The organism is Proteiniphilum saccharofermentans (assembly GCF_900095135.1).
Lineage (GTDB): Bacteria > Bacteroidota > Bacteroidia > Bacteroidales > Dysgonomonadaceae > Proteiniphilum > Proteiniphilum saccharofermentans.
The window spans coordinates 315,658-338,256 of sequence record NZ_LT605205.1; the positions used below are offsets into that span (position 1 = coordinate 315,658).

24 protein-coding genes are annotated in these 22,599 nt (G+C 44.5%); 8 read left to right on the top strand and 16 right to left on the bottom strand.

Annotation, left to right across the window (positions count from 1 at the left end):
• Window positions 1-10 precede the first annotated feature (10 nt).
• From PSM36_RS01095 to cysS, 12 genes are all read right to left on the bottom strand, one after another.
• Window positions 11-832, bottom strand: a complete 822-nt coding sequence (locus PSM36_RS01095; protein ID WP_076928420.1) for a FecR family protein — start codon at window positions 830-832, stop codon at window positions 11-13.
• 105 nt (window positions 833-937) lie between these two features.
• Window positions 938-1,537 carry an outer membrane beta-barrel protein gene (locus tag PSM36_RS01100; RefSeq protein ID WP_019539431.1) on the bottom strand — a complete coding sequence of 200 codons (600 nt, stop codon included), beginning with the start codon at window positions 1,535-1,537 and terminating at the stop codon, window positions 938-940.
• Window positions 1,538-1,595: 58 nt separating this feature from the next.
• Complete coding sequence (locus PSM36_RS01105) at window positions 1,596-2,648, bottom strand: DUF4848 domain-containing protein (RefSeq protein ID WP_076928421.1); 1,053 nt, start codon at window positions 2,646-2,648, stop codon at window positions 1,596-1,598.
• A 125-nt stretch (window positions 2,649-2,773) separates the two neighbouring features.
• Window positions 2,774-3,280 (bottom strand): RNA polymerase sigma-70 factor, encoded by a 507-nt coding sequence (locus tag PSM36_RS01110; RefSeq protein WP_076928422.1) that lies wholly within the window; start codon window positions 3,278-3,280, stop codon window positions 2,774-2,776.
• Window positions 3,281-3,464: 184 nt separating this feature from the next.
• Window positions 3,465-4,526, bottom strand: coding sequence for an oxidoreductase (locus tag PSM36_RS01115; RefSeq protein WP_076928423.1), 1,062 nt, complete (start codon window positions 4,524-4,526; stop codon window positions 3,465-3,467).
• Window positions 4,527-4,636: 110 nt separating this feature from the next.
• The gene (locus tag PSM36_RS01120; RefSeq protein WP_076928424.1) at window positions 4,637-5,215 is read right to left on the bottom strand and encodes a non-canonical purine NTP diphosphatase; all 579 of its coding nucleotides are present in this window, start codon (window positions 5,213-5,215) and stop codon (window positions 4,637-4,639) included.
• Between the two features lie 2 nt (window positions 5,216-5,217).
• Window positions 5,218-7,179, bottom strand: coding sequence for a tetratricopeptide repeat protein (locus tag PSM36_RS01125; RefSeq protein WP_154670939.1), 1,962 nt, complete (start codon window positions 7,177-7,179; stop codon window positions 5,218-5,220).
• A gap of 125 nt (window positions 7,180-7,304) precedes the next feature.
• Window positions 7,305-8,138, bottom strand: coding sequence for a metal ABC transporter permease (locus PSM36_RS01130; RefSeq protein ID WP_076931964.1), 834 nt, complete (start codon window positions 8,136-8,138; stop codon window positions 7,305-7,307).
• Window positions 8,139-8,151: 13 nt separating this feature from the next.
• The gene (locus PSM36_RS01135) at window positions 8,152-8,586 is read right to left on the bottom strand and encodes a hypothetical protein (RefSeq protein WP_019539418.1); all 435 of its coding nucleotides are present in this window, start codon (window positions 8,584-8,586) and stop codon (window positions 8,152-8,154) included.
• A gap of 5 nt (window positions 8,587-8,591) precedes the next feature.
• Window positions 8,592-9,821, bottom strand: coding sequence for a 3-phosphoshikimate 1-carboxyvinyltransferase (locus tag PSM36_RS01140; protein WP_076928426.1), 1,230 nt, complete (start codon window positions 9,819-9,821; stop codon window positions 8,592-8,594).
• 114 nt (window positions 9,822-9,935) lie between these two features.
• Window positions 9,936-11,273: a sodium-dependent transporter gene (locus tag PSM36_RS01145; protein WP_087880400.1), complete on the bottom strand. Its 1,338-nt coding sequence runs from the start codon at window positions 11,271-11,273 to the stop codon at window positions 9,936-9,938.
• 33 nt (window positions 11,274-11,306) lie between these two features.
• Window positions 11,307-12,785 carry a cysteine--tRNA ligase gene (gene cysS, locus PSM36_RS01150; protein ID WP_019539415.1) on the bottom strand — a complete coding sequence of 493 codons (1,479 nt, stop codon included), beginning with the start codon at window positions 12,783-12,785 and terminating at the stop codon, window positions 11,307-11,309.
• Between the two features lie 285 nt (window positions 12,786-13,070).
• On the opposite strand from cysS, the gene PSM36_RS01155 reads away from it, so the two are divergent.
• The 8 genes from PSM36_RS01155 to PSM36_RS01190 all read left to right on the top strand — a co-directional run bounded on the left by PSM36_RS01155 (window position 13,071) and on the right by PSM36_RS01190 (window position 19,254).
• The gene (locus PSM36_RS01155) at window positions 13,071-13,796 is read left to right on the top strand and encodes a DUF5020 family protein (RefSeq protein ID WP_076931965.1); all 726 of its coding nucleotides are present in this window, start codon (window positions 13,071-13,073) and stop codon (window positions 13,794-13,796) included.
• Between the two features lie 18 nt (window positions 13,797-13,814).
• Window positions 13,815-15,125, top strand: coding sequence for an NCS2 family permease (locus PSM36_RS01160; RefSeq protein WP_076928427.1), 1,311 nt, complete (start codon window positions 13,815-13,817; stop codon window positions 15,123-15,125).
• A gap of 92 nt (window positions 15,126-15,217) precedes the next feature.
• Window positions 15,218-15,784, top strand: coding sequence for an elongation factor P (gene efp, locus PSM36_RS01165; protein WP_076928428.1), 567 nt, complete (start codon window positions 15,218-15,220; stop codon window positions 15,782-15,784).
• A 20-nt stretch (window positions 15,785-15,804) separates the two neighbouring features.
• Window positions 15,805-16,467 (top strand): DUF2461 domain-containing protein, encoded by a 663-nt coding sequence (locus PSM36_RS01170; RefSeq protein WP_076928429.1) that lies wholly within the window; start codon window positions 15,805-15,807, stop codon window positions 16,465-16,467.
• Between the two features lie 111 nt (window positions 16,468-16,578).
• Window positions 16,579-17,340, top strand: a complete 762-nt coding sequence (locus tag PSM36_RS01175) for a YaaA family protein (protein WP_076928430.1) — start codon at window positions 16,579-16,581, stop codon at window positions 17,338-17,340.
• 83 nt (window positions 17,341-17,423) lie between these two features.
• Window positions 17,424-18,113 (top strand): RadC family protein, encoded by a 690-nt coding sequence (gene radC / locus PSM36_RS01180; RefSeq protein ID WP_076928431.1) that lies wholly within the window; start codon window positions 17,424-17,426, stop codon window positions 18,111-18,113.
• A 50-nt stretch (window positions 18,114-18,163) separates the two neighbouring features.
• Window positions 18,164-18,481 (top strand): metal-sulfur cluster assembly factor, encoded by a 318-nt coding sequence (locus PSM36_RS01185; protein ID WP_076931966.1) that lies wholly within the window; start codon window positions 18,164-18,166, stop codon window positions 18,479-18,481.
• A gap of 26 nt (window positions 18,482-18,507) precedes the next feature.
• The gene (locus PSM36_RS01190; protein WP_076928432.1) at window positions 18,508-19,254 is read left to right on the top strand and encodes a UDP-2,3-diacylglucosamine diphosphatase; all 747 of its coding nucleotides are present in this window, start codon (window positions 18,508-18,510) and stop codon (window positions 19,252-19,254) included.
• Window positions 19,255-19,282: 28 nt separating this feature from the next.
• Here the strand turns inward: PSM36_RS01190 and PSM36_RS01195 are convergent, their stop codons facing one another.
• From PSM36_RS01195 to PSM36_RS01210, 4 genes are read right to left on the bottom strand one after another with little or no spacing between them, the layout of a single operon-like run.
• Complete coding sequence (locus tag PSM36_RS01195; RefSeq protein ID WP_076928433.1) at window positions 19,283-19,819, bottom strand: RNA methyltransferase; 537 nt, start codon at window positions 19,817-19,819, stop codon at window positions 19,283-19,285.
• Window positions 19,820-19,834: 15 nt separating this feature from the next.
• Window positions 19,835-20,614 carry a glycosyltransferase family 2 protein gene (locus PSM36_RS01200; protein WP_076928434.1) on the bottom strand — a complete coding sequence of 260 codons (780 nt, stop codon included), beginning with the start codon at window positions 20,612-20,614 and terminating at the stop codon, window positions 19,835-19,837.
• Window positions 20,614-21,336, bottom strand: coding sequence for a class I SAM-dependent methyltransferase (locus PSM36_RS01205; protein WP_076928435.1), 723 nt, complete (start codon window positions 21,334-21,336; stop codon window positions 20,614-20,616). The genes PSM36_RS01200 and PSM36_RS01205 overlap by 1 nt, the downstream gene beginning before the upstream one ends.
• Window positions 21,323-22,561: a glycosyltransferase family 4 protein gene (locus PSM36_RS01210; protein ID WP_076928436.1), complete on the bottom strand. Its 1,239-nt coding sequence runs from the start codon at window positions 22,559-22,561 to the stop codon at window positions 21,323-21,325. Before PSM36_RS01210 ends, PSM36_RS01205 begins: the two co-directional genes overlap by 14 nt.
• Window positions 22,562-22,599: the final 38 nt, after the last annotated feature.

The window sequence follows — 22,599 nt, forward strand, 5'->3', positions numbered from 1 at the left end:
AACCGGAACCCTATTCCACAAGTATAATATGCGTATCGAGTGTGAAATTGATGATGTTAATAATTTCGATAATGCTTTCTTGTGTAAAAGAGGAGCTGAATGTCAAGTCCGACTCGCTTTCGGGTAGTTCAATTTGTACCTTATAGAAGTGTGACAGCACCATCACTATTTCTTTCAGTCCTGTATTGTTGAAAGTGAGCGATCGGGTCTTACCGTTGATTTCCATCCTGCTGCCGGGGGAAGTGACATTTACGGTTTCGGTCCTGGCACTGTAATGCACGGTCATACCGGCAGTACACAGAAGGGGGATGACCGGATTGCCGGGCGTGAACCGTACTTTCCCCGATGCTACGCTGAGGCGGGTATCGTCGTCATCGGCTGTGACGGTAAATTCCGTGCCGAGTACTTCTATTTGCGCCGTAGGTGTGGAAACGATGAATGGTTTTGCCTCATTGTGGGCAACAACGAACGTTATTTCTCCATGCATCGAAACCCGTCGTTCGGTTTTATCGAAATGTCTGTCATATTTTAGTTTTGCCCCTTCCTGCATCTCAATACGGGAGTTGTCCGGAAGTGTGAATTCAGTGTGATCGTATCCGGCAATGAGCGTATCACCCCTTTCGGCGGTGAGATACAAAATTCCTGCCGTGATAACAACTATTGCTACTGCCGCAACACGCCACATCATAATAGGTGACCGCCGTTTCGGAGTGATGCCTAAACGTTCCCCCATTTGAAGCCAAGCTTTATGGCTATCGAATCTGCCGGGTTGATAGTACCGGGCTACAAAACGTACGGATTCTTCTGTTTTATCGATTTCTAACCGTCGCATAACGATCTTATATTTAGAGATAAATTACCCCCGAATCTTGGTCAACAAAATTAATACTATTTTTTAATGATACTTGTCGTACAAGATTCAGGGGTGATAATAATTCTAAAACTCGTATCCCACTCTCAATCCAATTATTGAACTGTTTTTTTCAGTATACTGTTTTAAATCTACGACGGCATTTTCTTGACGAATCATATTCTTAGTCTTCACTTTCAACAAATCATACGAAATAGCAAGAAAAAGAGAACGTTGCTTTACTACATCATAGCTTATTCCTATTGACGGCGAAATGAAAAAATCAGCACTGTACTTAATTTCACCGGAGTACTGAAGGTCATTGACATCTATGCCGGCTATTCCCATATCTGTTGAGCCAAAGCCATATCCAATTTTTAAATTAAAAAATGGCTTTAAATTCGAGTTCGTATTCAATCTATATTTAGAATGAACATATACCGGATAACTCCTTTCCGGAAAAGTACTTTTGTGTTGCATAAGACCTGCTCCAATCCCCATTGAGAAATTGTCATTAACTCGATAATAAGGTGAAAGAAAAAATTGATACGCACTGGCATTGTCTTTGTTGCTTATTATTCCATATCCTGCTTCCAGTTGCAATCCTATTTTTTTGTCCTGTGCCATTATGGCGGGGGAAGAAAATAGGAATAAAACAGATAAACTTAGTAAAATTGTTTCCCTCATAATTTATTCTTCATTATTAATATATCAATAAAACATACCTTAATTTTTACTTTTGTAATTACCACCATCTGAAAAATCTATAATGCAATGGCACTATAAAAGTATATGCTCTCAAAGCATCGTAATAAATCTGGGCCTCTCCATAAACATCTTTCTGATAATAGCCTGGTGTAGTAGTTGGGGTGGATATTTCCGTGCCGTTTACTAAGAAAAATGAGTGATCATGCGAGGAATAACCGTCTATCGTTTTATTGTCGACAACCCTCAGTCCCTGAGGACCAATATGGGCATAAGTTTTTGTAAGCGCCCAATGGTTATACCACGCTCCAAGAAATCCTTTTTTCCTGAAACAGATATCAAAACCAGCTTTCGTTCTAGCATTATTATCTACAGTCACATCATCCAGGGTAACCCATATGCGCCTATTGTTCATTTGAAATGTTTTGTCTGGTAACAACTGAAATGGTGCACCAGGGAAGAAAACATCTCCTGCTCGAGTATTTGAAGGGGAACCCTCGTCTGATATAATCACGACTTCCTCTGGTGGTGTTAGACCAAGCTCTCTTAACTGTTCATAAGTAGAAATGTTTTTCATGTTGACTGTTTCTCCATCTATAATTATTTCTCCATCACTATTAAGGAATTTAGATAAAGCTGGATCGCTTACGGGAAGGTAAGCAGAATAGTCATCCCCATATTCAGGGAAATAAAGAGAAGCATATTTTTTCTTAAATTCCTCGTAGCCGCCTTCTCTATCATAGTATGACTCTGCATCTCTCATCGCATCTACAAAAATATCATAAAGCGATTTAAAACCATCAATACATAATGTCTTATTTACGTCATTATTGAAAACTTCATCACTACCCTGTCTTGTTGAAACAGATTGATAGGCTTTCAACTTAAATACTAAGTCTTGCAATTCACTCTCGCTATTCAGTGTTAATGTATTATTTTTCAATTCTACACTAACACCCATAATCTCCACAAGCCCTTCATTACCGGCTTGTTCCACAATAGCTTCATCTCTATTGCAACTTGTAATAACAAATGCAAATGCTAACCCAATACAAAGGGTACTAGTTAATAAGAGATACTTTTTTGTTTTCATAATCTTAATTTTTTGTTTCCCTCATGCCTTTTTTAGTCAGGAATTCGGGTAAATAAATATTAAAGTAGTATTCTTATTATATGATGCACGAAAGCTAAAAATCCCTCACTCGAAAGTGAAGAATTTTACGCAAAAAAGAAAAGATACGCATTGAAGTCTTTGTTCCGGAGCGATTGCATGGCGCGAAATACGTGGTTCTCCACGGTTTTTACCGATAATCCGGTTTGTTCGGCAATCTCTTTGTAGCTTATTCCGTCGCGTTTTGCCATCAGGAAGATCTCGCGACGGCGCTCCGGTAGTTCGTCTATCATTTTCCAGATACGGGCTTCCATTTCGGCACGTTTCATCTGATCTTCTTCAGCAAACTGTTCGTCGGGGAGTATATCGAGTGAAGTAGTAGGCTTCGCATCACGGATACGTGTCAGGCAGTTATTCCGGACGGCTGTATAGAGGTATGATTTCACCGACCTGATCGATTCTATCTGTTCCCTTTTATTCCAGAGACTCACGAATGTTTCCTGAACCACATCCTCGGCTTCCTCGGCGTTACCCATAAAATGCAAGGCGTACAGACAAAGCTGACGGTAATAAGTGCAGAAATATCCGGAAAACCTTTTTTCTAAAACTCTCATTCGTAACCAACAATGAACCCAATTACAAAAATAGTAAAAATGGGAGAATGTTAAAAATGAATTTTGAAGAGGCTCGTAAGATAAAAATTACCGCCGGACAAATTGCCGCAGCGGTAATTTTTATAATAGATGAAAAACTATCCTTCAATGTTACCTAACAAAAGTTAAATCTCTGTTCGATTTGTCATACAATCGTTATAGTTCTTTTTTCGCGGCTACTTTGGAAAGCGAGTTCAATGATCCGCATCACATTGAGGGCTTCTTCAGGCTTGACGGCAAGAGGTACTTTTCCGTTGATAGCGTCACGCAGGTTGATGAAATAATCACGGTAATCTCCATGTTCACTTTCCAGTTTTCCCTGGATCTTTACTCCTTTATACTCGGCATTGATAGTACCCCAGATGTTTTCGGGTTCGCGTCCCCAGTCTTTTCCTTCGGGTTTGGCGCCTCCGTCGAGTGTTGCCTCCTGCACGTCAAGCCCATATTTCACAAACGAGCCATTGGTACCGTGAAGCATATAGGTAGCTCCGGGAATACGGCAGATCATTCCCGATTTCAGTGTGGCTGTAAAGGTGGGGTAGTGGAGGCGTACATCGAAATGGTCGTCGGCTTTTGCCCAGGGGCGTTGTGAATTGATCTTGGCCGTTACCGCTTCCGGCATACCGAAAAACCAGAGTGCCTGATCTATAAGGTGCGAACCTAGATCATAGAAAATCCCTGATCCGGGTAGTGGTTCTTCCCGCCATGCACCTCTCGGGCGGGGTTCGGTACGGTAGCGGTCGAAGTGAGTTTCGTAATCAACAATTTCACCGAGGAGACCACTATCGAGCAGTTTTTTCACTGTTTTGGTATCACTTGTGAAACGACGGTTGTGATAGACAGTGAGGATTTTTTGCTGCCGTCTGGAGATCTCGATCAGTTCGGCGGCTTCCTCTACATCTACAGTGAAGGGTTTCTCTACCACTACATGCTTACCTGCCAGCAGAGCTTCCCGTGCCCAGCGGAAATGGTCGGTATTGGGTGAAGTAACAATAACGAGGTCAATCTCGGGGTCGTCGATGATCCCTTTCCCGTCGGGAACCACTGCGGTAATAGGGTATCGTTCTTCAATAAGCGCTTCTTTCTCGGGATCGGATGTGCTGATCTTCGTGAGCTCAAATCCTTCTACTACATCGATAAAAGGAGCATGAAATACCCGGCCGGAAAGTCCGTAGCCGATAATGCCTGTACGAATGTTGGTTGACATAGGTTGTTAAGTTAAAAGTGAAAAGTTAAAAGTGAAAAATTTGACAATTTGATGATTTAACGATCCCGACAAGTCGGGACAAGTAGTGACAATTTGATGATGAAGCCAATTCAATTTTTCAACAGAAAACCGACCAGTTTCTCCATAGCCAATGCGCGGTGGCTAATACTGTTCTTTACTTCGTTGCCCAATTCAGCAAAGGTTTTATCATACCCGTCAGGCATGAAAATGGGATCGTATCCGAAACCGGTCGTACCCCGTTTTTCTTCGATGATCTTCCCTTTGATCACTCCATCAAAAAGATGCTCTTTTCCGTTGATGACTAATGCAATCACGGTACGGAATTGTGCTGACCGATTTTCTGCCCCCTTTAAAGCCAAAAGTAATTTATCCATATTGTCTGCCGGGTTGCAACCATTTCCCGCGTACCGTGACGAGTAGACACCGGGTGCACCATCCAGTGCTCCCACTTCCAGCCCGGTATCGTCGGCAAAGCAGTCGTAACCATATTTCTCCCTGACAAATCCGGCTTTGATCAGTGCGTTTTCCTCCAGGGTACTGCCTGTTTCTTCGATCTCTTCATGACAGTCGATATCGGCGAGGCTGAGGATACGTAACCGTCCTCCTGTAATTTTCCGGATCTCGTCGAGTTTATGTTGGTTGTTGGTGGCGAAAACTATTTCCCTCATTGTTACTTTCTTATTTTTTGAGCCCTTTCCCTCTCGCGTTGTTTCAGCGCTGCTTCGCGCTTCCGCTGTCTCTCTTTTAATTCCTGTTCTCTTTGCCGGACCCTGGCTTCACGTTGCCGTTCCCGCTCTTTTATCAATTGTTCCCTGTTTTTGCGGGGTGCTGTTCCCTGCTGTTGTTGTAATGCTTTGGCAGCATTTTCTTCGAGTTTTCGTTTCAGCGATTCGGGTGTTTCCCGTTCAATCTGACGGGCTGGTTCTGTCCTGACAGTTTTCTCCCCGGATGTTATCCGTTCAGTCTGATACACCGGTTGCGGTTGAGAGGATATCTCTTTTTGTTCCGGAATAGTGACCGGAGATGTCTCCAAAGATACAATCTTTTCCGATTCTTTATCCCTTTTTTCTTCAATTTCTACCTTTTCATCTTTTATTATTGATTGGAAAGACACAGCAGCCGTTGCCATATTTTTCTTATAGAAAGTATTGTATTCATCCAATTTTTTCCCTGATTGTATGAGTCTCGTGTTCTCTTCGGAAATGATGACGGGAATAGTTTCCATAACGGCAGATAGGAAACGAGAGTCGGAAAGTATTATCTCTGTGTATCGGGATACCTCTTCAAAAGACCGGAAAGGTTCGATCTGAAGTGCTTCTACCCCCGGCAGATATATATAGGAGAAGTTGAACCTGCGGAGTTTGAAATGAGAAAAATTGAAATCGGCTATTGTGAAGAGAAGTTGGTTTTTATCGATAGAACCAGGTGTGAAGGTAAGCAAAAGATAATGTAGCCCGTTTTTATCAGGACTGAAAGGGATGACTTGCCCGTTCTTACTCTCAGCGGAGCCGATTGGACGTGATTGCCATAATCCGTTTCGGAATCGCCATTGCCTGTGTAAAGCGGCATTTTCCGCTAAAGTTCTTCCTTCTGACAACCGCCCGTGAGTATTTTGGCTGTGCTGTATATTTCCGGCAATTGAATCGGTTGCAACCATAACCGTAGTCATTATTTCTTGTGTCGTCTTATTATCCGGTTCAGAGGAGCGAAAAATCTGTGCCAGTGAGTCATTTACTATGGCCGATTGCCAGAGAGTAGCGTTTGATATAAGTTCGGAGGGGGTGCGAAGTCCTTTCACCTCTTCAAAGGCTTGGAGGGCTTTGTCCTTTTCTCCGGTCACTGCATAGATTTGGCCAAGTAGGAATTGCAATCTTTTTCTCCTGAGATAATCGGATTCCTGTGCTATGGTTTTTTGTAATTGAGGGATCGCTTCCGGAAACTCTTTTTTCCGGATCAGGAAGTAGGTATAATGTTCGGTAAACAGTCTCTCTAAATGCATAGGCAATTTCTTATTCCTTAATGCATAAGCTGTTTTTTCCGCATCATATGTTCTCTCCATCTCCGTATATGTCCGTAACATCCATATCTCCGTTTCATTCACTATGTCGGGATCGTGACCAAATTGGCGCAGCATTCCGGAGAAGACCGTCAGCGCCTCGTCATAATCACCATTCTGCAAAAGGGCTTTTCCCCGTAGCATCCATACATTTTTCAGGAATGGATTGAATTCCTCCTGCCGTAGCCATTGCCGGTATTCCTGAGAGTGGGCTTTAGCAGGATCGCGACGCGGCTTTGTCGTGATGGAGTGTTCACGGATGGCTTTTTCGGTTTTTTCGATCACGGGATCGAAAGTCCCTCCGGAGGACGATTTTTCTGCATTAGGGAGTGAAGGGTAGAAGGGAAGCAATTCCCCATAGTTTTCATGAAAATTCTCCGCTCTCCCTTTTAAAATCTCGTGGTAAGCCTCTTCGGCATTGAAATAGATATTGTAGCGTGTGGTGAGTTCATGATAGGCACGTGTGGCTGTCGTATTTCTTCTGGTGGTACATCCCGTAAAAAGAGTGATACAGGCCAATATCCATAGTATATGCCCTGTTTTTTCTTTCCTCCTTATTCTTTCTGTTGACAACACTGGTGATCTCCTTTCCGGGTAATTATCTCTTTTAATTAACTCGAAAAATAGAATTTTATTGTCCTATCGTGTGTTTGAAACTAAATGGAATACCAACCCTATTGGAATAAACAGAGTTTTTGTCTCTACGGTATCTCTTGTGGCGCAGTCTTTAATGTTTTACCGGTAACAACTTTTATTGCCTTGGCAATAAAAAACATCATGATAAGCACAAAAATGATAAATGCGCCGGAAGGTACATTCAGATAATAGGAGAGTAACAATCCTGTTACACAACCTGTAAAGCTTAACAGGATTGAGAGAGAAATTATTTTTGAATAGTTCACCGTGAAGAGGTTGGCTGTCATCTGCGGCACTGTGATCAGGGACATCAGCAGTACGATTCCCACCAACCGGATGCTTAATACGATGGTAACGGCAATGAAAAGCATCATCGCATATTCGATAAACTGTGTGGGTAAGCGTCGGGTTTGTGCAAATTCGGTATCGAACGATACGGAAACAATAGCATGATAGAACAGGATAAAGAAAAGCAGGAGGATCAACGATAGGACGAGCAGGGCGGTAATATCACTACGAGTGATGGTAAGGATATTCCCGAAAAGGTACTCCGACAGGTTGGGCGCATAGCCGGGTGTGAGGAAGGTGAGCACTATCCCGATGGCCATCCCCAATGACCAGAAGACGGCAATGGCCGAATCTTCACGTACACCCTGTTTCTGTGATAACCATTGGATGCCGAATGCCGAGAATATGGAGAAAACCATAGCCGACAAAATGGGAGAGAGGCTGAAATAGAACCCTATCCCCAATCCTCCTAACGAGGCGTGGGTTATACCGCCGCTGATGAATACCAATCTTTTGGTGACTACGTAAGTGCCTATGATACCACAGGCAATACTTGCAAAAAAACTGCCTAGCAGAGCATTGCGAAAGAAAGCATAATCCAGGAGTTCAATGATATTCATCCGGTCAGCAGGCGTGCATTTTTTGTGCCCTCAATTCATTGACGAACATCAGCACTTCGTCTTTCAACTGGTCAGGAAGGGAAATATCCCTCATTTGGAGACTCCTGATCCAGCGTGGCTTTTCTTCGTCGAGTACGGAATAAAAGACTTCCCGGAATTCATCTATTTCATTGGCTGCATAGCCGTCAGAATCGCGGTGAGCATACCGGTCGAGCTCTTCATCGTCGAAATATTCCGGTTTCTCTGCAAAAGCAGCTATCAGGCTATCCCGCTCACATGTTTCATGTGCACCGCAACAGCCGCTATCTCCCAGATTTATGGAAGGGGGAGTTGCCTCACGCTCCTTATTGTTCCCTTTCCTGCGTTGCAGGTAGTTGGAGATTGTGAGTGCCACAACGAAAAAGAGTATAATGCCTGTGAAAAGGAGTAAACTTTGCATAATAATTACCTTTCTTCAATTGTAAATCCCGCCTGTTTCAGGTCGTTCCAAAAATCAGGGTAGGATTTGGATACTACTTTAGGATCATTGATAATGAGTGATCCGGACACAATGGCTCCGGGAGCCAGTGACATGGCCATCCGGTGATCGTCATAAGTGTCGATGGCCGGTTCTTTTTCCGGCAGACACCGTTCTCCGTCCCACTCCAGCATCCCGATTTCATTCTCCTTAAGCAGGTAGCCCGACTTCTTCAATTCGTTGATCAGTGCGGCCACCCTGTCAGTTTCCTTTATCTTCAGGCTTTGAATCCCGGAGAAAAGAAACGGTATGCCTTTAAAACAACAAGTGGCGGCAAAAGTTTGTGCCAGATCCGGCTCATTTACAAAATCGTGGAAAAATTTTTTGGTTCCCTTTTTTGTATTTCGGATGATAATGCCTTCCGGGACGAATTCTGTTGTAACCCCCAAATCGCTGAACAGGTTGGTCACGTTGGAATCGCCCTGAAGGCTGTTTCTACCTAAACCTTTTAACGTTACTTCCGCCCCGGGGATAAGGGATGCCATCTCATACCAGTAAGAGGCGGCAGTCCAGTCCGGTTCCACCACAAACTCTACAGGGTTGTACACCTGCGGTTTCACGACGATGTCGTTACCGTCCCACTTAGTCTGTACCCCGCATTTCTCCATCATGCTGATAGTGAGGTGTATATAGGGCTTCGATACGATTTCATTTTCGATATGCATCACCAGTCCGTTTTCCATTCCGGGCGCTATCATCAGTAAGGCAGATATAAATTGCGAGCTGATATTGCCCGACAGGTAGACTTCGCCTCCTTTTAGCCTTTTACCTTTTATTTTCAAGGGTGGATATCCCTCTTTTTCCAAATAATCAATTTCGGCTCCTAAGGCTATAAGTGTCTCCACCAGCGGATAAATGGGCCTTTCATGCATCCGCTTCGAGCCTTTGATGATCCATTCGCCTTCCATTCCTGCCAGAAAAGCTGTCAGAAAACGCATGGCGGTACCGGCAGCCTTTATATCGAACTGGTTGGATTTGGAATTGAATGCGTCTATGAGCACTTGTGTATCTTCACAGTCCGACAGATTCCTGATCGGGTAAGGACTCAAACTCAAGGCATTCAGAATAAGTGCCCTATTGCTCATACTCTTGGATGCGGGAAGCTGCACGGTTGTGCGCAGGGCATCAGGTGGGTATATTTTATATTGTAACGGCATTTGCGGGTGAAATATTGATACAAAAATAATACTTTAAACCGAAGGTTGAGCGGTTTATTTCCGCTTTTACTTTGTTTTAATTGATTTAAACTTTTTTCTCTTTCAACTACCGCGTTATGCGGCCAATCCGTAGATAAAAATAGCCAGCATGGCAGTAGGGACTACATAGCGTAACAGGAATATATAGGTTCTGAGAAATCCTATGCCAAATTTGAGCGTCCTTTCATTGGTGAGTTGTGCATATACAAGTCTGCGGTTGAGATGCCATCCTACGAAAAGAGAAATGAAGAAACCGCCTATCGGCAGCATGAATTTGGCAGAAGCAACATCGAGGAAATTGAAAAATGATGAGGAGAACGAGGCGAAGATGCCTAAAATGATTACACCTGCAGTGACCAATAGTGTACTTTTTCTACGTGAAATGTGATATTCTTCGTGGATATATACCGTGACTACCTCCATCAGGGAAATAGTGGATGTAAGGGCTGCGAGTGCCAACAGGCAAAAGAAAAGGGTGCTCCAAATCATAGAACCCGCCATCTGGTTGAACAATTCGGGTAATGTGATAAAGAGTAATCCCGGACCGCCGGCTACCAGTTCGTCGACAATGGTGCCGGGATTGGTTGTCAAAGCGAATGCCGCGGGAAAGATGACCACACCGGCGAGAATAGCCACCAGTGAGTCGAGAACGGAAACCTGTACCGCTGTTTTTACAAGTGGAGTCTTATCATTGAAGTAGGATCCGTAAGTGATCATACAACCCATGCCGAGGGAGAGGGAGAAGAAAGCCTGTCCCATGGCATCGAGGAAGACGGTCGATTTTACATGCGCCAGGTCGGGCTTGAAAAGGAAATTGAGTCCTGCTATAGCACCGTCAAGGGTAACCGAACGGATGGCCAGTATAATAAGTAACAGGAAGAGTAATGGCATTAAAATCTTGGCAGATTGCTCAATCCCTTTCTTCACGCCGGAAAGGATAAAGAATGCAGTGAGAAGTGTAAAGATAATCATCCAGATGATTTGTTTGGCAGGATTACTTTGCAATTCTATGAAGTTGGCCGAAAGATTATCCACCCCAAAGAGATATCCCGAGACCGATTGGAAGATATAGACAAGTGTCCAGCCGCACACTACCATATAAAATCCCATGATGACAAATCCGGTGAGTACACCCAGCCTGCCGACCCATTTCCATTGGGTACCGGGAGCCAGTTTGTGATAAGCACCGGCGGTATTGGCCCGGGAGGCCCTGCCGACCATGAATTCGCTTACCATAAGCGGTATGCCGAAAAACAAGATACAACCAATGTATACCAGGATAAAAATGGCCCCTCCACCATCAGCCGTCTGGCTGGGAAAACGCCAGATATTACCTAAACCTACGGCTGATCCTGCGGCTGCGGCGATTACTCCGATTTTTGATACAAATGTTGCTCGTTTATCAGACATAATATAGTTGTTTTCGTTAATTCTGATGATGGTCTTTTAAATTCTCCATTCTACCCCCTCTTTGGTGTCTTTTATCTCTACACCAATCGCTTTCAGTTCATCGCGGATTTTATCTGATGTACTCCAGTCTTTGTTTTCCCGTGCCGTTTTACGGATGTCGATAATTAAATTCATCAATCCCTCTATCACGTCACTGCCGCCCATGCTTTTTGACTCGTCAAGCAGTCCCAATACCTCGAAAATAAAGGTATGCATTAGTTTTCTCAAAGCCTCCAGGTCGGCCGTGGTGAGGGTTTCTTTTTTGTCGTTAGCCGAATTGATGATACGTACCCCTTCAAACAGATTTGCGATCAGTACAGGACTGTTAAAATCATCGTTCATGGCGGCATAACATTTTTCCTCCAGTGCAGCGATATCTACCGAAGAGGAAGCGGACGGAGATAATTTCTCTAATACCGACAGGCTTTCCATCAGTTTTTTGTATCCTTTTTCTGCTGCTTGCAGTGCTTCGTTGGAGAAATCGAGCGTGCTTCTGTAGTGTGATTGCGCCATGAAGAAGCGTACTGTCATTGGAGAGTATCCTCTTTCCAATAAGGGATGGTCTCCTGTGAACAGTTCTTTGGGTAAGAAGCCGTTCCCGGCTGTTTTGGACATGCGGGCACCGTTCACAGTGAGCATATTGGTGTGCAACCAGTATTTGGCGGGTGCGGTGTGGTTACAAGCTTCTGATTGGGCGATCTCGTTGGTGTGGTGGGTTGCCTGGAGATCCATCCCTCCCCCATGTATATCGAAAGTAGTGCCCAGATACTTTGTACTCATTGCCGAACACTCTATATGCCAGCCGGGGAATCCCCATCCCCAGGGGGAGGGCCACTGCATCAGGGTCTCCGGTTTTGCCTTGATCCAAAGGGCAAAGTCGAGCCTGCCCCGCTTCTCGTCCTGTCCGCCCAGTTCCCGTGTCCCTTCCAGCAGGTCTTCCATCTTTCGGTTAGTGAGTTGGCCGTAATCATGCTCTTTGCTGTATTTCTCCACATCGAAATAGACAGAACCGTTTACCTCATAAGCGAACCCCGCGGCCATGATCTTTTTGATCATCTCTATCTGCTCTATTATATGCCCGGTGGCAGCCGGCTCTATGCTGGGAGGAAGTGTGTTGAAGAGTGCCATTACGTCATGGAAGCCAATAGTGTATTTCTGTACTATCTCCATCGGTTCCAACTGCTCCAGTTTGGCCCTTTTGGCAAATTTATCATCACCCTCATCCCGGTCGCCCTCCAAATGGCCGGCATCGGTGATGTTACGCACATAGCGTACCTTGTATCCGAGATGGAGCAGATACCTGTATATCATATCAAAAGAGATGAAAGTGCGGCAATTCCCGAGATGTATATCGCTGTAGACAGTAGGTCCGCAAACATACATACCCACAAGAGGGGGATGCAGCGGTTCAAATGGTTCTTTTGTCCTACTGAGTGTGTTGTAGATTATCAACCTCTTTTCCTTTTCTTCGCTCATAATGAATGATGTTTTTTTAAGAGAGGCAAAAATACAAATTATAATAGAATAATATGTAAAAGTAAAGTGGGAATGTGGAAAAGAGGAAAAGCGGAAAGGTGCCTGAGTGGTTAGGCGGCTAAGTGGATGAGTGGACTGAAATGAATTGGAAATAGAGAATTGAAAATGGAAAATCGACGGAGTCAAATCTTGAAAAAGAGTCACATTTATGAGGCTGTTTTGTATATTTTTAATATTTTTGCGGCTTCTTTGGATTCACTTGAATTATTAAAACAAAAAGTCTTTATGGTACGAAACATTGTTCTATCCCTTGTTATTTTATGTGCGGCAGGGACTATTCAAGCGCAGAACCTGCAACTGCACTTCGATCCCCGTCATTCATTGTATGGAGATAAGATAGGTGCTCCTGTCAATTATCTTACCGCTACCTTTGAGATGTTTAAACCCGACCAGTGGGGAAGTACTTTCATGTTCGTGGATTTCGATTTCAATTTCGATAAACGTAATCCCGGACTTGCTTATGCTGAGATAGCCCGCGAATTTAAGATTGGTGATTTTCCTTTACTGCCCCATATTGAATACAATGGTGGATTGGGATTAGTAAGAGGGTCGGATGGCGTTGGTTTTTCCATTCCAAGTTCTTATCTGGGTGGATTTGGTTATCCGTTCCAACTGGGTAATTTTTTCATGAGTACTTACGTGGCTTATAAACTGAATGCTTTCCAGGAGTTAAGCCATGATGCGCAGTGGACACTTACATGGAACTCTACCCTTGCCGGAGGTAAGCTTTCACTGGCCGGTTTCCTGGATATCTGGAGTGAAAACAAGAACCGTACCGGAGAAGGGGACGAAAAGGGCAAGAAGATGGTTCTGTTGAGTGAACCCCAGATATGGTACAATATTACACCCCAATTTGCTATTGGAAGCGAGGTGGAGGTGAGTTATAATTTCGTTATCGGGGCAAATAGCTTTTATGCTATCCCTACGATAGCGACCAAGTGGAATTTTTAATCTAAATCCCATAAAATCATGCTGGAAAAATTATTCAAACTGAAACAAAATAAAACCACTGTACGCACGGAACTCGTGGCGGGAGTCATTACTTTCCTTACCATGTCTTATATCCTGGTAGTAAATCCAAATATTCTGGGAGCAACCGGGATGGACAGGGAAGCCCTTTTTACCGCGACGGCATTTGCTACTCTACTGGGTACACTCTTTATGGCATTTATCCCTAATTTGCCGATTGCACAGGCACCCGGTATGGGGTTGAACTCCTTTTTCGCTTTTTCTGTAGTGATAGGACTGGGTTATTCCTGGCAAATGGCGTTGACGGCTGTTTTCATTCAGGGGATCATCTTCGTGCTTCTCACCTTCTTCAATATCCGTGAACTGATCGTGAAAAGTATCCCTAACACCATTAAAAATGCCATTCCTGTGGGTATTGGCCTCTTTATTACGCTTCTAGGCTTGCAGAATGCGGGGTTGATCGTGAAAGATGAAAATACGATGGTCACCCTGGGTGCCATGTCTAATCCTCACGTATGGGTAGCTTTGTTAGGACTTATCCTCACTGCGGTACTCTTTTACAAAAAGGTGCATGGTGCTTTCCTGATCGGTATTGCTACAGCCACCATCTTCGCCATTACTTTGGGAGAAGTGCCTATGCCGGAAGGTAGCCTGATAGCTCTTCCACCCGATATCTCACCCATTTTTGTGCAATTTGAATGGACAAATATTTTTACATTTGATATGCTGATTGTGGTATTCACCTTCCTTTTCGTGAACATGTTTGATACCATAGGCACTCTGTTGGGGGTGACCTCGAAAATAGGTATTACCGATGAGAACGGTGACTTCCCCCAATTGAAACGTGCGCTCTTTGCCGATGCATTGGGTACCACCTTCGGCGCTATATTGGGAACCAGCACGGTGACCTCTTATGTGGAAAGTGCCTCAGGAGTAGCTGTGGGAGGCCGTACCGGATTGACCGCCCTTTCCACTGCGGCCATGTTCGCCCTGGCGCTGTTCTTTGCGCCCCTCTTCCTGATGGTTCCGGCTTCGGCTACAGCTCCTGCATTGATCCTGGTCGGATTATTTATGATCACTTCCGTAGTGAAGATCAATTTCGAGGATATGACTGAGGCGTTACCCGCATTCCTCACCATCGTGATGATGCCGTTCGCTTTTAGTATTGCCCAGGGAATTGTCTTCGGTATGCTCTCTTTTGTCATCCTGAAAACATTGAGCGGGAAGTTGAAGCACATATCGATCACCATGTGGGTGATTTTCGTGCTCTTTATCGTGAAGATGGTACTCGATGCAATGGATATGGTGTAAATAGGGCAGTCCGCACAATCGCTTGTATATGTCGGCTGAAATGACTATTTTTGCGCTCTAAATCAATATAAAATCATAACAATTAATATTTTATGGCAACAACTGCTGATTTCAGGAACGGAATGTGCATCGATCTGGAGGGCCAGTACTATTTCATCGTGGAGTTTCTTCATGTGAAGCCGGGTAAAGGTGCTGCTTTTGTCCGTACTAAACTGAGGAATGTGACTACGGGCCGTATCCTCGAAAAAACATTCAACTCGGGAGTAAAAGTAGATGAGGTACGTATTGAACGTCGTCCTTTCCAGTATCTTTACCGCGATGATATGGGATATAATTTCATGAATACTGAAACTTTTGAACAGATACCTATTCCCGAAGAGCAGATCGAAGGGGTGAAATTCCTGAAAGAAGGCGATGTGGTGGAAGTACAGATCCATGCCGAAAGTGGGACTATCCTTACGGCGGAGATGCCTGCACATGTGGTGCTTGAGGTGACTTATACCGAGCCGGGCATCAAAGGCGATACCGCTACTAACACGCTGAAACCCGCTACTGTGGAAACAGGAGCAGAAGTACGTGTGCCTCTCTTTATTAATACAGGAGAAAAGATCAAGGTAGATACCCGTGATGGTTCATACGTTGAGCGTATCAGAGGGTAGTTGTATATAGCTTCAGGCTTATGGATTTCTGCTATACATTCGATTTTCTTGCCCGGTTGCAGATAAATAACGACCGCAACTGGTTCCATGAGCATAAATTCGAGTATGATCAAATCCGGGCCGATTTTGAAAACTTTATTAACAGGCTCATTGTGCCGCTTGCTCAACTCGATCCGGATATCGGATCGGTTACGGCCAATGAGTCTGTTTTTCGTATTTATCGCGATACCCGTTTCTCTCACGATAAAACACCTTATAAAACCCATCTCAGTGCCTTTATAGCAAACGGGGGAAAGAAAACCCGGTTTGCAGGCTACTATATCCATATTCAACCGGACGAATCATTCTTTGCCGGTGGTATTTATAGTCCCGACCCGGCTGCTTTGGAATCCATCAGAAACGAAATTTATCATCAGCCTGAGGAGATACGGAGTATTCTTGATAATCGGAAGTTCAAAAAAACTTTCCCCGAACTGTCTGCTGAAGATAGGCTTAAAAATCCTCCAAAGGGTTATCCGAAAGATTTCAAGGAAATCGAACTATTGAAAAATAAACACTTTATTACCCATTATCCTCTTGAAAATGAGTTTTTCCAACAAGAAGGGGTGATCCACCGGCTTGTGGAACTCTGCAAAATACAATATCCCCTTAATGCGTTTTTGAACAGGGCTGTGAAAGGTTGATAATTCTTGAAATGATTTTCTGTACTGGCTTTTATGCTGTAACAACATTGTTTGTAACAAAGCTGTTTGTAATTTTGGGTATAATATATATTGTTTGATAATCTGAATAATATGCAAATCATTCTTTCACCTGCCAAATTGATGGACTTTTCCGGTAAAACGGGAGGCATAAAACCCTCAAAACCGTTATTCCCGGAAAGAACCAAAGAATTGATAGCTGTATGCCGGCGACTGTCGGAAAGGGAGATTGCAACGGAAATGGAGATCAACGCCAAAATGGCGCATGAAGTATATGAATATTTCCAGACGTTTGATCTCCGGTCTACTCCGAAACAATCGGCCGCACTCGCGTATAACGGTATTGCTTATAAGGGTTTGAATGCCCATGATTTTTCTGCGGAAGATTTCGATTTCGCGCAGCGGCATCTCAATATCATCTCCGGATTATACGGTATTGTCCGTCCGCTGGATGCAATTAAACCTTACCGGCTCGAGATGCAGCGGAAAATTGTGCCGCAAGGATATAAGACACTCTACGATTTCTGGGGAGATACGGTCAATGATCATCTCTCTAAAAAACTCCGGAAAGGAGATAAAACCATCATCAATGTAGCATCCAAAGAGTACGCCAAGGTAGTCAGGAAAAACAAGTTGCCGAAAGGGACGAAAATCATTGATATCCAGTTTCTGCAGCAGGAAAATGACACATTGAAGCAGATTGTGGTGCATTCCAAGAAAGCACGCGGTTTGATGTCCCGTTTTATCATTAAAAACAGGTTGATTGATCCGGAGGAGGTGAAGGGTTTCGATTATGAGGGATATTTTTTCTATCCGGCCCTTTCGAAAGAGGATACCTGGGTGTTTGTGAGATAAACTAAAAACTAAAAGTTAATAGTGAGGAACTAATCGGGATTTTCTTTGTATATTTGCTCTGTTTACTCCGGAAATTAGCCGTTATGAGCAAGTTAAGTATCAAGCAATGGGCGGAGGAAGACCGTCCCCGTGAAAAATTACTGCTGAAAGGAGTTTCAGTACTTTCCGATTCGGAACTTCTGGCAATCCTTATCGGCTCGGGCAACGATAAACAAAGTGCTGTGGAGCTGGCACAGCATATTTTGTCGGAAGCCGGTAATGACTTGAACCAGTTGGCGCGGATGAGTGTGTCAGATCTGATGAATAATTTCCGGGGAATTGGTCAGGCCAAAGCGGTTACTTTAATAGCCGCACTTGAGTTGGGACGACGGAGAAAGACCGTTGAAACGCCCCGAAAGAAGAAAATCACTTCGTCGAGGGTTGCCTATGAGCATTTCTATCCTCTGCTTTCCGACTTGAACCATGAGGAGACATGGGCATTGCTGACCGACCGGTCGAATAAGGTGTTGAGTTCTATTCAGGTGAGCCGTGGCGGCATCTCGGGAACGGTAGTAGATATACGGTTGGTGCTGAGGGAGGCGCTCAGCCGGTATGCATCCGGGATTATTCTTGGACACAATCATCCCTCAGGACAATGCCGGCCAAGCCCCCAGGATACGCATCTAACCAAAAAATTAAAAGAGGCTGCCCAGTGGATGGATATCTCTCTGCTCGACCATATTATCGTCTGTGGAGAAAACTATTTCAGTTTTGCGGATGAAGGAATTATCTGAAGCAACTAAACAATATGCCGGGCAATCGGTTTAATAAAAAAAATGAGATTATGAACGAAGAATTACAAGCTTTACAAGATAAAATAGTGGTGATGCTCCGTACGGTGTATGACCCCGAAATCCCTGTGAATATTTATGACCTGGGAATGATTTATGATGTGGATATCGATGAAGAGAATAATGTGGCCATTGAGATGACCTTTACCTCTCCCAGTTGTCCCGCAGCCGATTATATCCTGATGGATGTGCAGTTGAAGGTGGAATCGATCCCCGAAGTGAATAAAGTAGATCTGAATCTTACTTTCGATCCCCCATGGGACCGGTCGATGATGAGCGAAGAAGCATTGTTGGAACTGGGAATGATGTAGGACAGGTTAAAGGGATTGTTGAATAATTGACTGTGAGAGATAAAATCTATTTTCTTGCCGATGCCCATCTAGGATCCAAATCGCATGGCGACTCCATTGAGACGGAACGAAAACTATGCCGCTGGCTCGATAGCGTGAGGGATGATGCTGCTGTAATTTTTCTGATGGGAGATATCTTTGACTACTGGTATGAATACCGGTATGTGGTACCAAAGGGTTTTACACGTTTGCTGGGTAAGCTGGGCGAGATGACCGATTCGGGAATAGAAATCCATTTCTTTACAGGGAATCATGACCTATGGCTGACCGACTACCTCTCTAAAGAGTGTGGATTAATCCTTCATCTGGAACCCTATATCACCGAGTTGAAAGGGAAGAAGTTTTTTCTTGCCCATGGTGATGGGTTGGGTGACGACTCCCGTTCGTTTCATCTTCTCCGGAAACTATTTCACAGTAAATTCCTTCAGAAATGTTTTTCAGGCATTCATCCCAGATGGACCATCCCGTTGGCACACACCTGGTCGAACAGCAGCCGTGAGAGTGGGGGTGTAGTACCTTATCTGGGGGAAGACCGGGAGCATTTGGTCCGTTTTGCGAAAAATAAGTTGAAAGTGATTCCTGATATCAACTACTTTATATTTGGACACCGTCACGTTTTACTCAACCTTCCCATCGCTGAGCAGAGCCGCGTGATCATGCTGGGCGACTGGATCACTCTTTTTTCCTATGCGGAATTTGATGGTGAGGGTGTAGAGTTAAAACAATTCCTCTAAGTGGGGCCGCTATTGTTTCCACTTTCTGCTATATCCTTAGTCGCTGAAAGAAATCCCATATCACAATTCCTGCAGTCACTGATACGTTGAGGGAATGTTTGGTGCCGTATTGGGGGATCTCAATGCATCCGTCCGATGCATCAATTACCTCTTGTGCGACACCATGCACTTCATGACCGAAGATCACCGCATATTTTTTTTCTTTATCCAATTCAATATTCTCCAGCGAGATGCTGTTTTCAGCCTGCTCAATGGAGAAGACGATATATCCCTCTGCTTTCAATACTTCTACAGCCGAAAGAGGCTCCTCGAAGTAACGCCATTGTACCGAATCTTCAGCACCAAGAGCTGTTTTGTGAATTTCCGCGTCGGGTGGTGTGCCGGTGATGCCACAGAGTAAAATCTCTTTTATCCGGAAGGCGTCCCCGGTACGGAATACCGACCCTATGTTATGCCGGCTCCGTACATTGTCGAGCACGACAGCCAGTGGTATCTTCTCTGCTTCCCGAAATTCCTCGACGGAGATGCGGCTGAGTTCTTCTATCTTTAGTTTTCGTCGTTGCATAAAGAATAAAATTGTCTATTTTAGCACTGCACGAATCACAAACCAGACGTGATGGAAAAGGGTGGAGATATGTCCGTAATATTTTGCCATAATACGGTAACGTTCTTTCAAAGAAGCTTTGTGATTGGCCGTGGTCATCCCTTCGTTCAGGTAGTTGACCAGTGTGAGACGGGTATTGTGGATAGAGATGGCTTTTTTCATCATGCGGATACACCAGTCGAAATCGGAAGAGAAGCGGTAAGAGAGGTCATAAGGCTCCGTCAATTCCCGTTTCACAATAAAAGCCTGATGACAGACCAGCATTCCCTGTTTAAAACTCTTCCATGTGAGCCTGCCGGGTGCTTTCAGTCGGCGCATATGGAGAAAGCTGCCTTTATCATCCACAATGGCTGTCTCTCCATAGAGGATATCCGGTGGCTTGTTCCTGTCGAATGACTGCATCATTCTTTCCACTGTATCCGGTGCATAGAAGGTATCGCCCGCATTCAGGAAGCAAAGATAATCGCCCGAGGCCATCCCGATGGCTTTGTTCATGGCGTTGTACAGGCCCTGGTCGGGTTCACTGATCCATCTTAACCTCTTTTGTACAGTTGTCCGGTTTAGAATACTCCCCTCCTTTTGTATGTTCAAATCTCCCTCTGAATATTCCTGTATTATCCTTAATGTTCCGTCGACCGATGCTCCATCTACAATCAAATGCTCCAGATGGGGATATGTCTGTTCCTGCACGCTTTTCAGTGTGCGTTCAACCGTTTTCTCGGCGTTCCAGGTGACGGTGATGACGGATAGTTTCATTATTTTCGGGCGTATATAGCAATGTACGAAGATAATAATTTCCCTTTTACAGGGAATAGTTTGAGGGCATAGCTCAACATCTTAACCCATTTTCTCCTCTTTTGATTTTCCGGCTTTGGTTCGAGCCAGACCATTGGTTTTCCGAGATAATCTACAGAAACATCATAAAGATTGAATGACTGCATGATCTCTTTCAGGTAGGGTATTTTCATCGATTGCAGATTGTGGGAGTCCAGGTTTTCCCTGTCGAACCGTCGCTGGAGTTCTCCGTTCAGACCCAGGAAGTTGGGGATGATTATCAACAACTGCCCTTTTTCTGAAAGTAGATCAATATGTCGGGCAATTGCATCCCGTGTATCTTCGAAATGTTCGATAAAACCGGACGAAAAAACCACATCATATTTTTTTTCTGATGAAAATGCAAAGAAATCGTTGTCGATGCATTGGATGGTTCCTTCCGGCAAATCATTGATTTTCTCAAAATTGCGGACAATCTCTTTGTTGATGTGGTAATCGAGTATGGTTACGTTCCGGATGCCTCGACGGTAGAAATAGGCAGCATTTACCCCCGGAAAGCCGCCAATCTCGATAAAGTTTATTCCCCTTGTCAGCTTCGGCATGAACCTTTCGAACACCACTTTTTTTGGTATCTTGTCGTATTGGTAATTCTTCCAATAGTTGTCCCAGTATTCTTTATCGGTTATACTGTTATTCTCCTTCATACTCGTAAATTTCCTTGTATTGTTGTGCGACTTTCTCCTGTGAGTATTCCTCTGTCACTTTCCCCCGGGCGTTGATGGAGAGCGTTTCGAAATCGGCCTCAAACAATGTCCAGATCAGTCCGTTTGCCAAATCCCGTGCGTTTCTGTATTCAGCCACGTATCCGTTCTTCCGGTGATCGATCATTTCCGGAATTCCCCCGATATGAAAACCTACACAAGGCGTGCCGCAGGCCATTGCCTCCATAATGGTATTGGGCAAGTTCTCATAGAGGGAGGGAGTGACGAACAGGTCGACGGCATTATAGAGTTCCGGCATCTGTCGGGGAGAAATATATCCCATACTCCTTGCCGGCAGGGCAAGTTGTTTTTCTATCTCTTCCCCCCCGCCTCCTGCAATAAGAAAAAGCAGGTTTTCCGAATGGTGTGCCATCAATCCGGCTGCCTCCACCAGATAGTCCATCCCTTTGCGCTTGTCGGCTACCTTCACTGCCGCGAACAGGATAATCTTTTTATCAAGTGGCAAATTCAGTTTTTTACGTATTTCGCTTTTATCCATTGGACAGTAGGTGCCGGTATCGATAGGATTGGGGATAGAAGTGACCCTCTGTCCCCATGTAAGGGGGCTCTGCCCGGCCAACTCCCGTAACCAGTGGCTACATGCTGTAAAAGTGATATTGCCGGTTAAGTAGGCAGAATGCTTCCGTTTGAAAATAATATGTGAGAGGTCGTTTCGGGAGGGTGTCCTCAGATAAGGACAATGCCCGCACCCGAAAGTATAGGCGTCACAGGCGCCGGCATGGTGGCAGATGCCGGTAAACGGCCACATATCGTGCATTGTCCATACCACTTTTTTCCCGGAGGAAAGGATTTTTCCTATCTCTTTGATGGAGAGCATCCCCTGGTTTATCCAATGTAGATGGATAACGTCAGCCTCTTTGAATTCGGGAAGTTTTGTAATCGATACTCCCGTATTGGCGATTGAGACATCGAACAGGTTTTCTCTTGACAGGCGATTGTAAAGATAAATAACACCACGTTCCCAATAGAACCGGAACGTATTCCTCTTTTTGCTTCCCGCAGTAAATACTGCCGTGTCACTTCCCAGTTTGGCACGCACTACCATCGAGGCATCGCATCCTGCATGGCGCACTGCATGTAATAAACGGGTTGCGGCTATGGCCGCTCCTCCCTGTATATCGTATGTACTGATAAAAAGTACTTTCATTTCCGGATATTCAAACGTAAGATTACAAAAATAGTGAA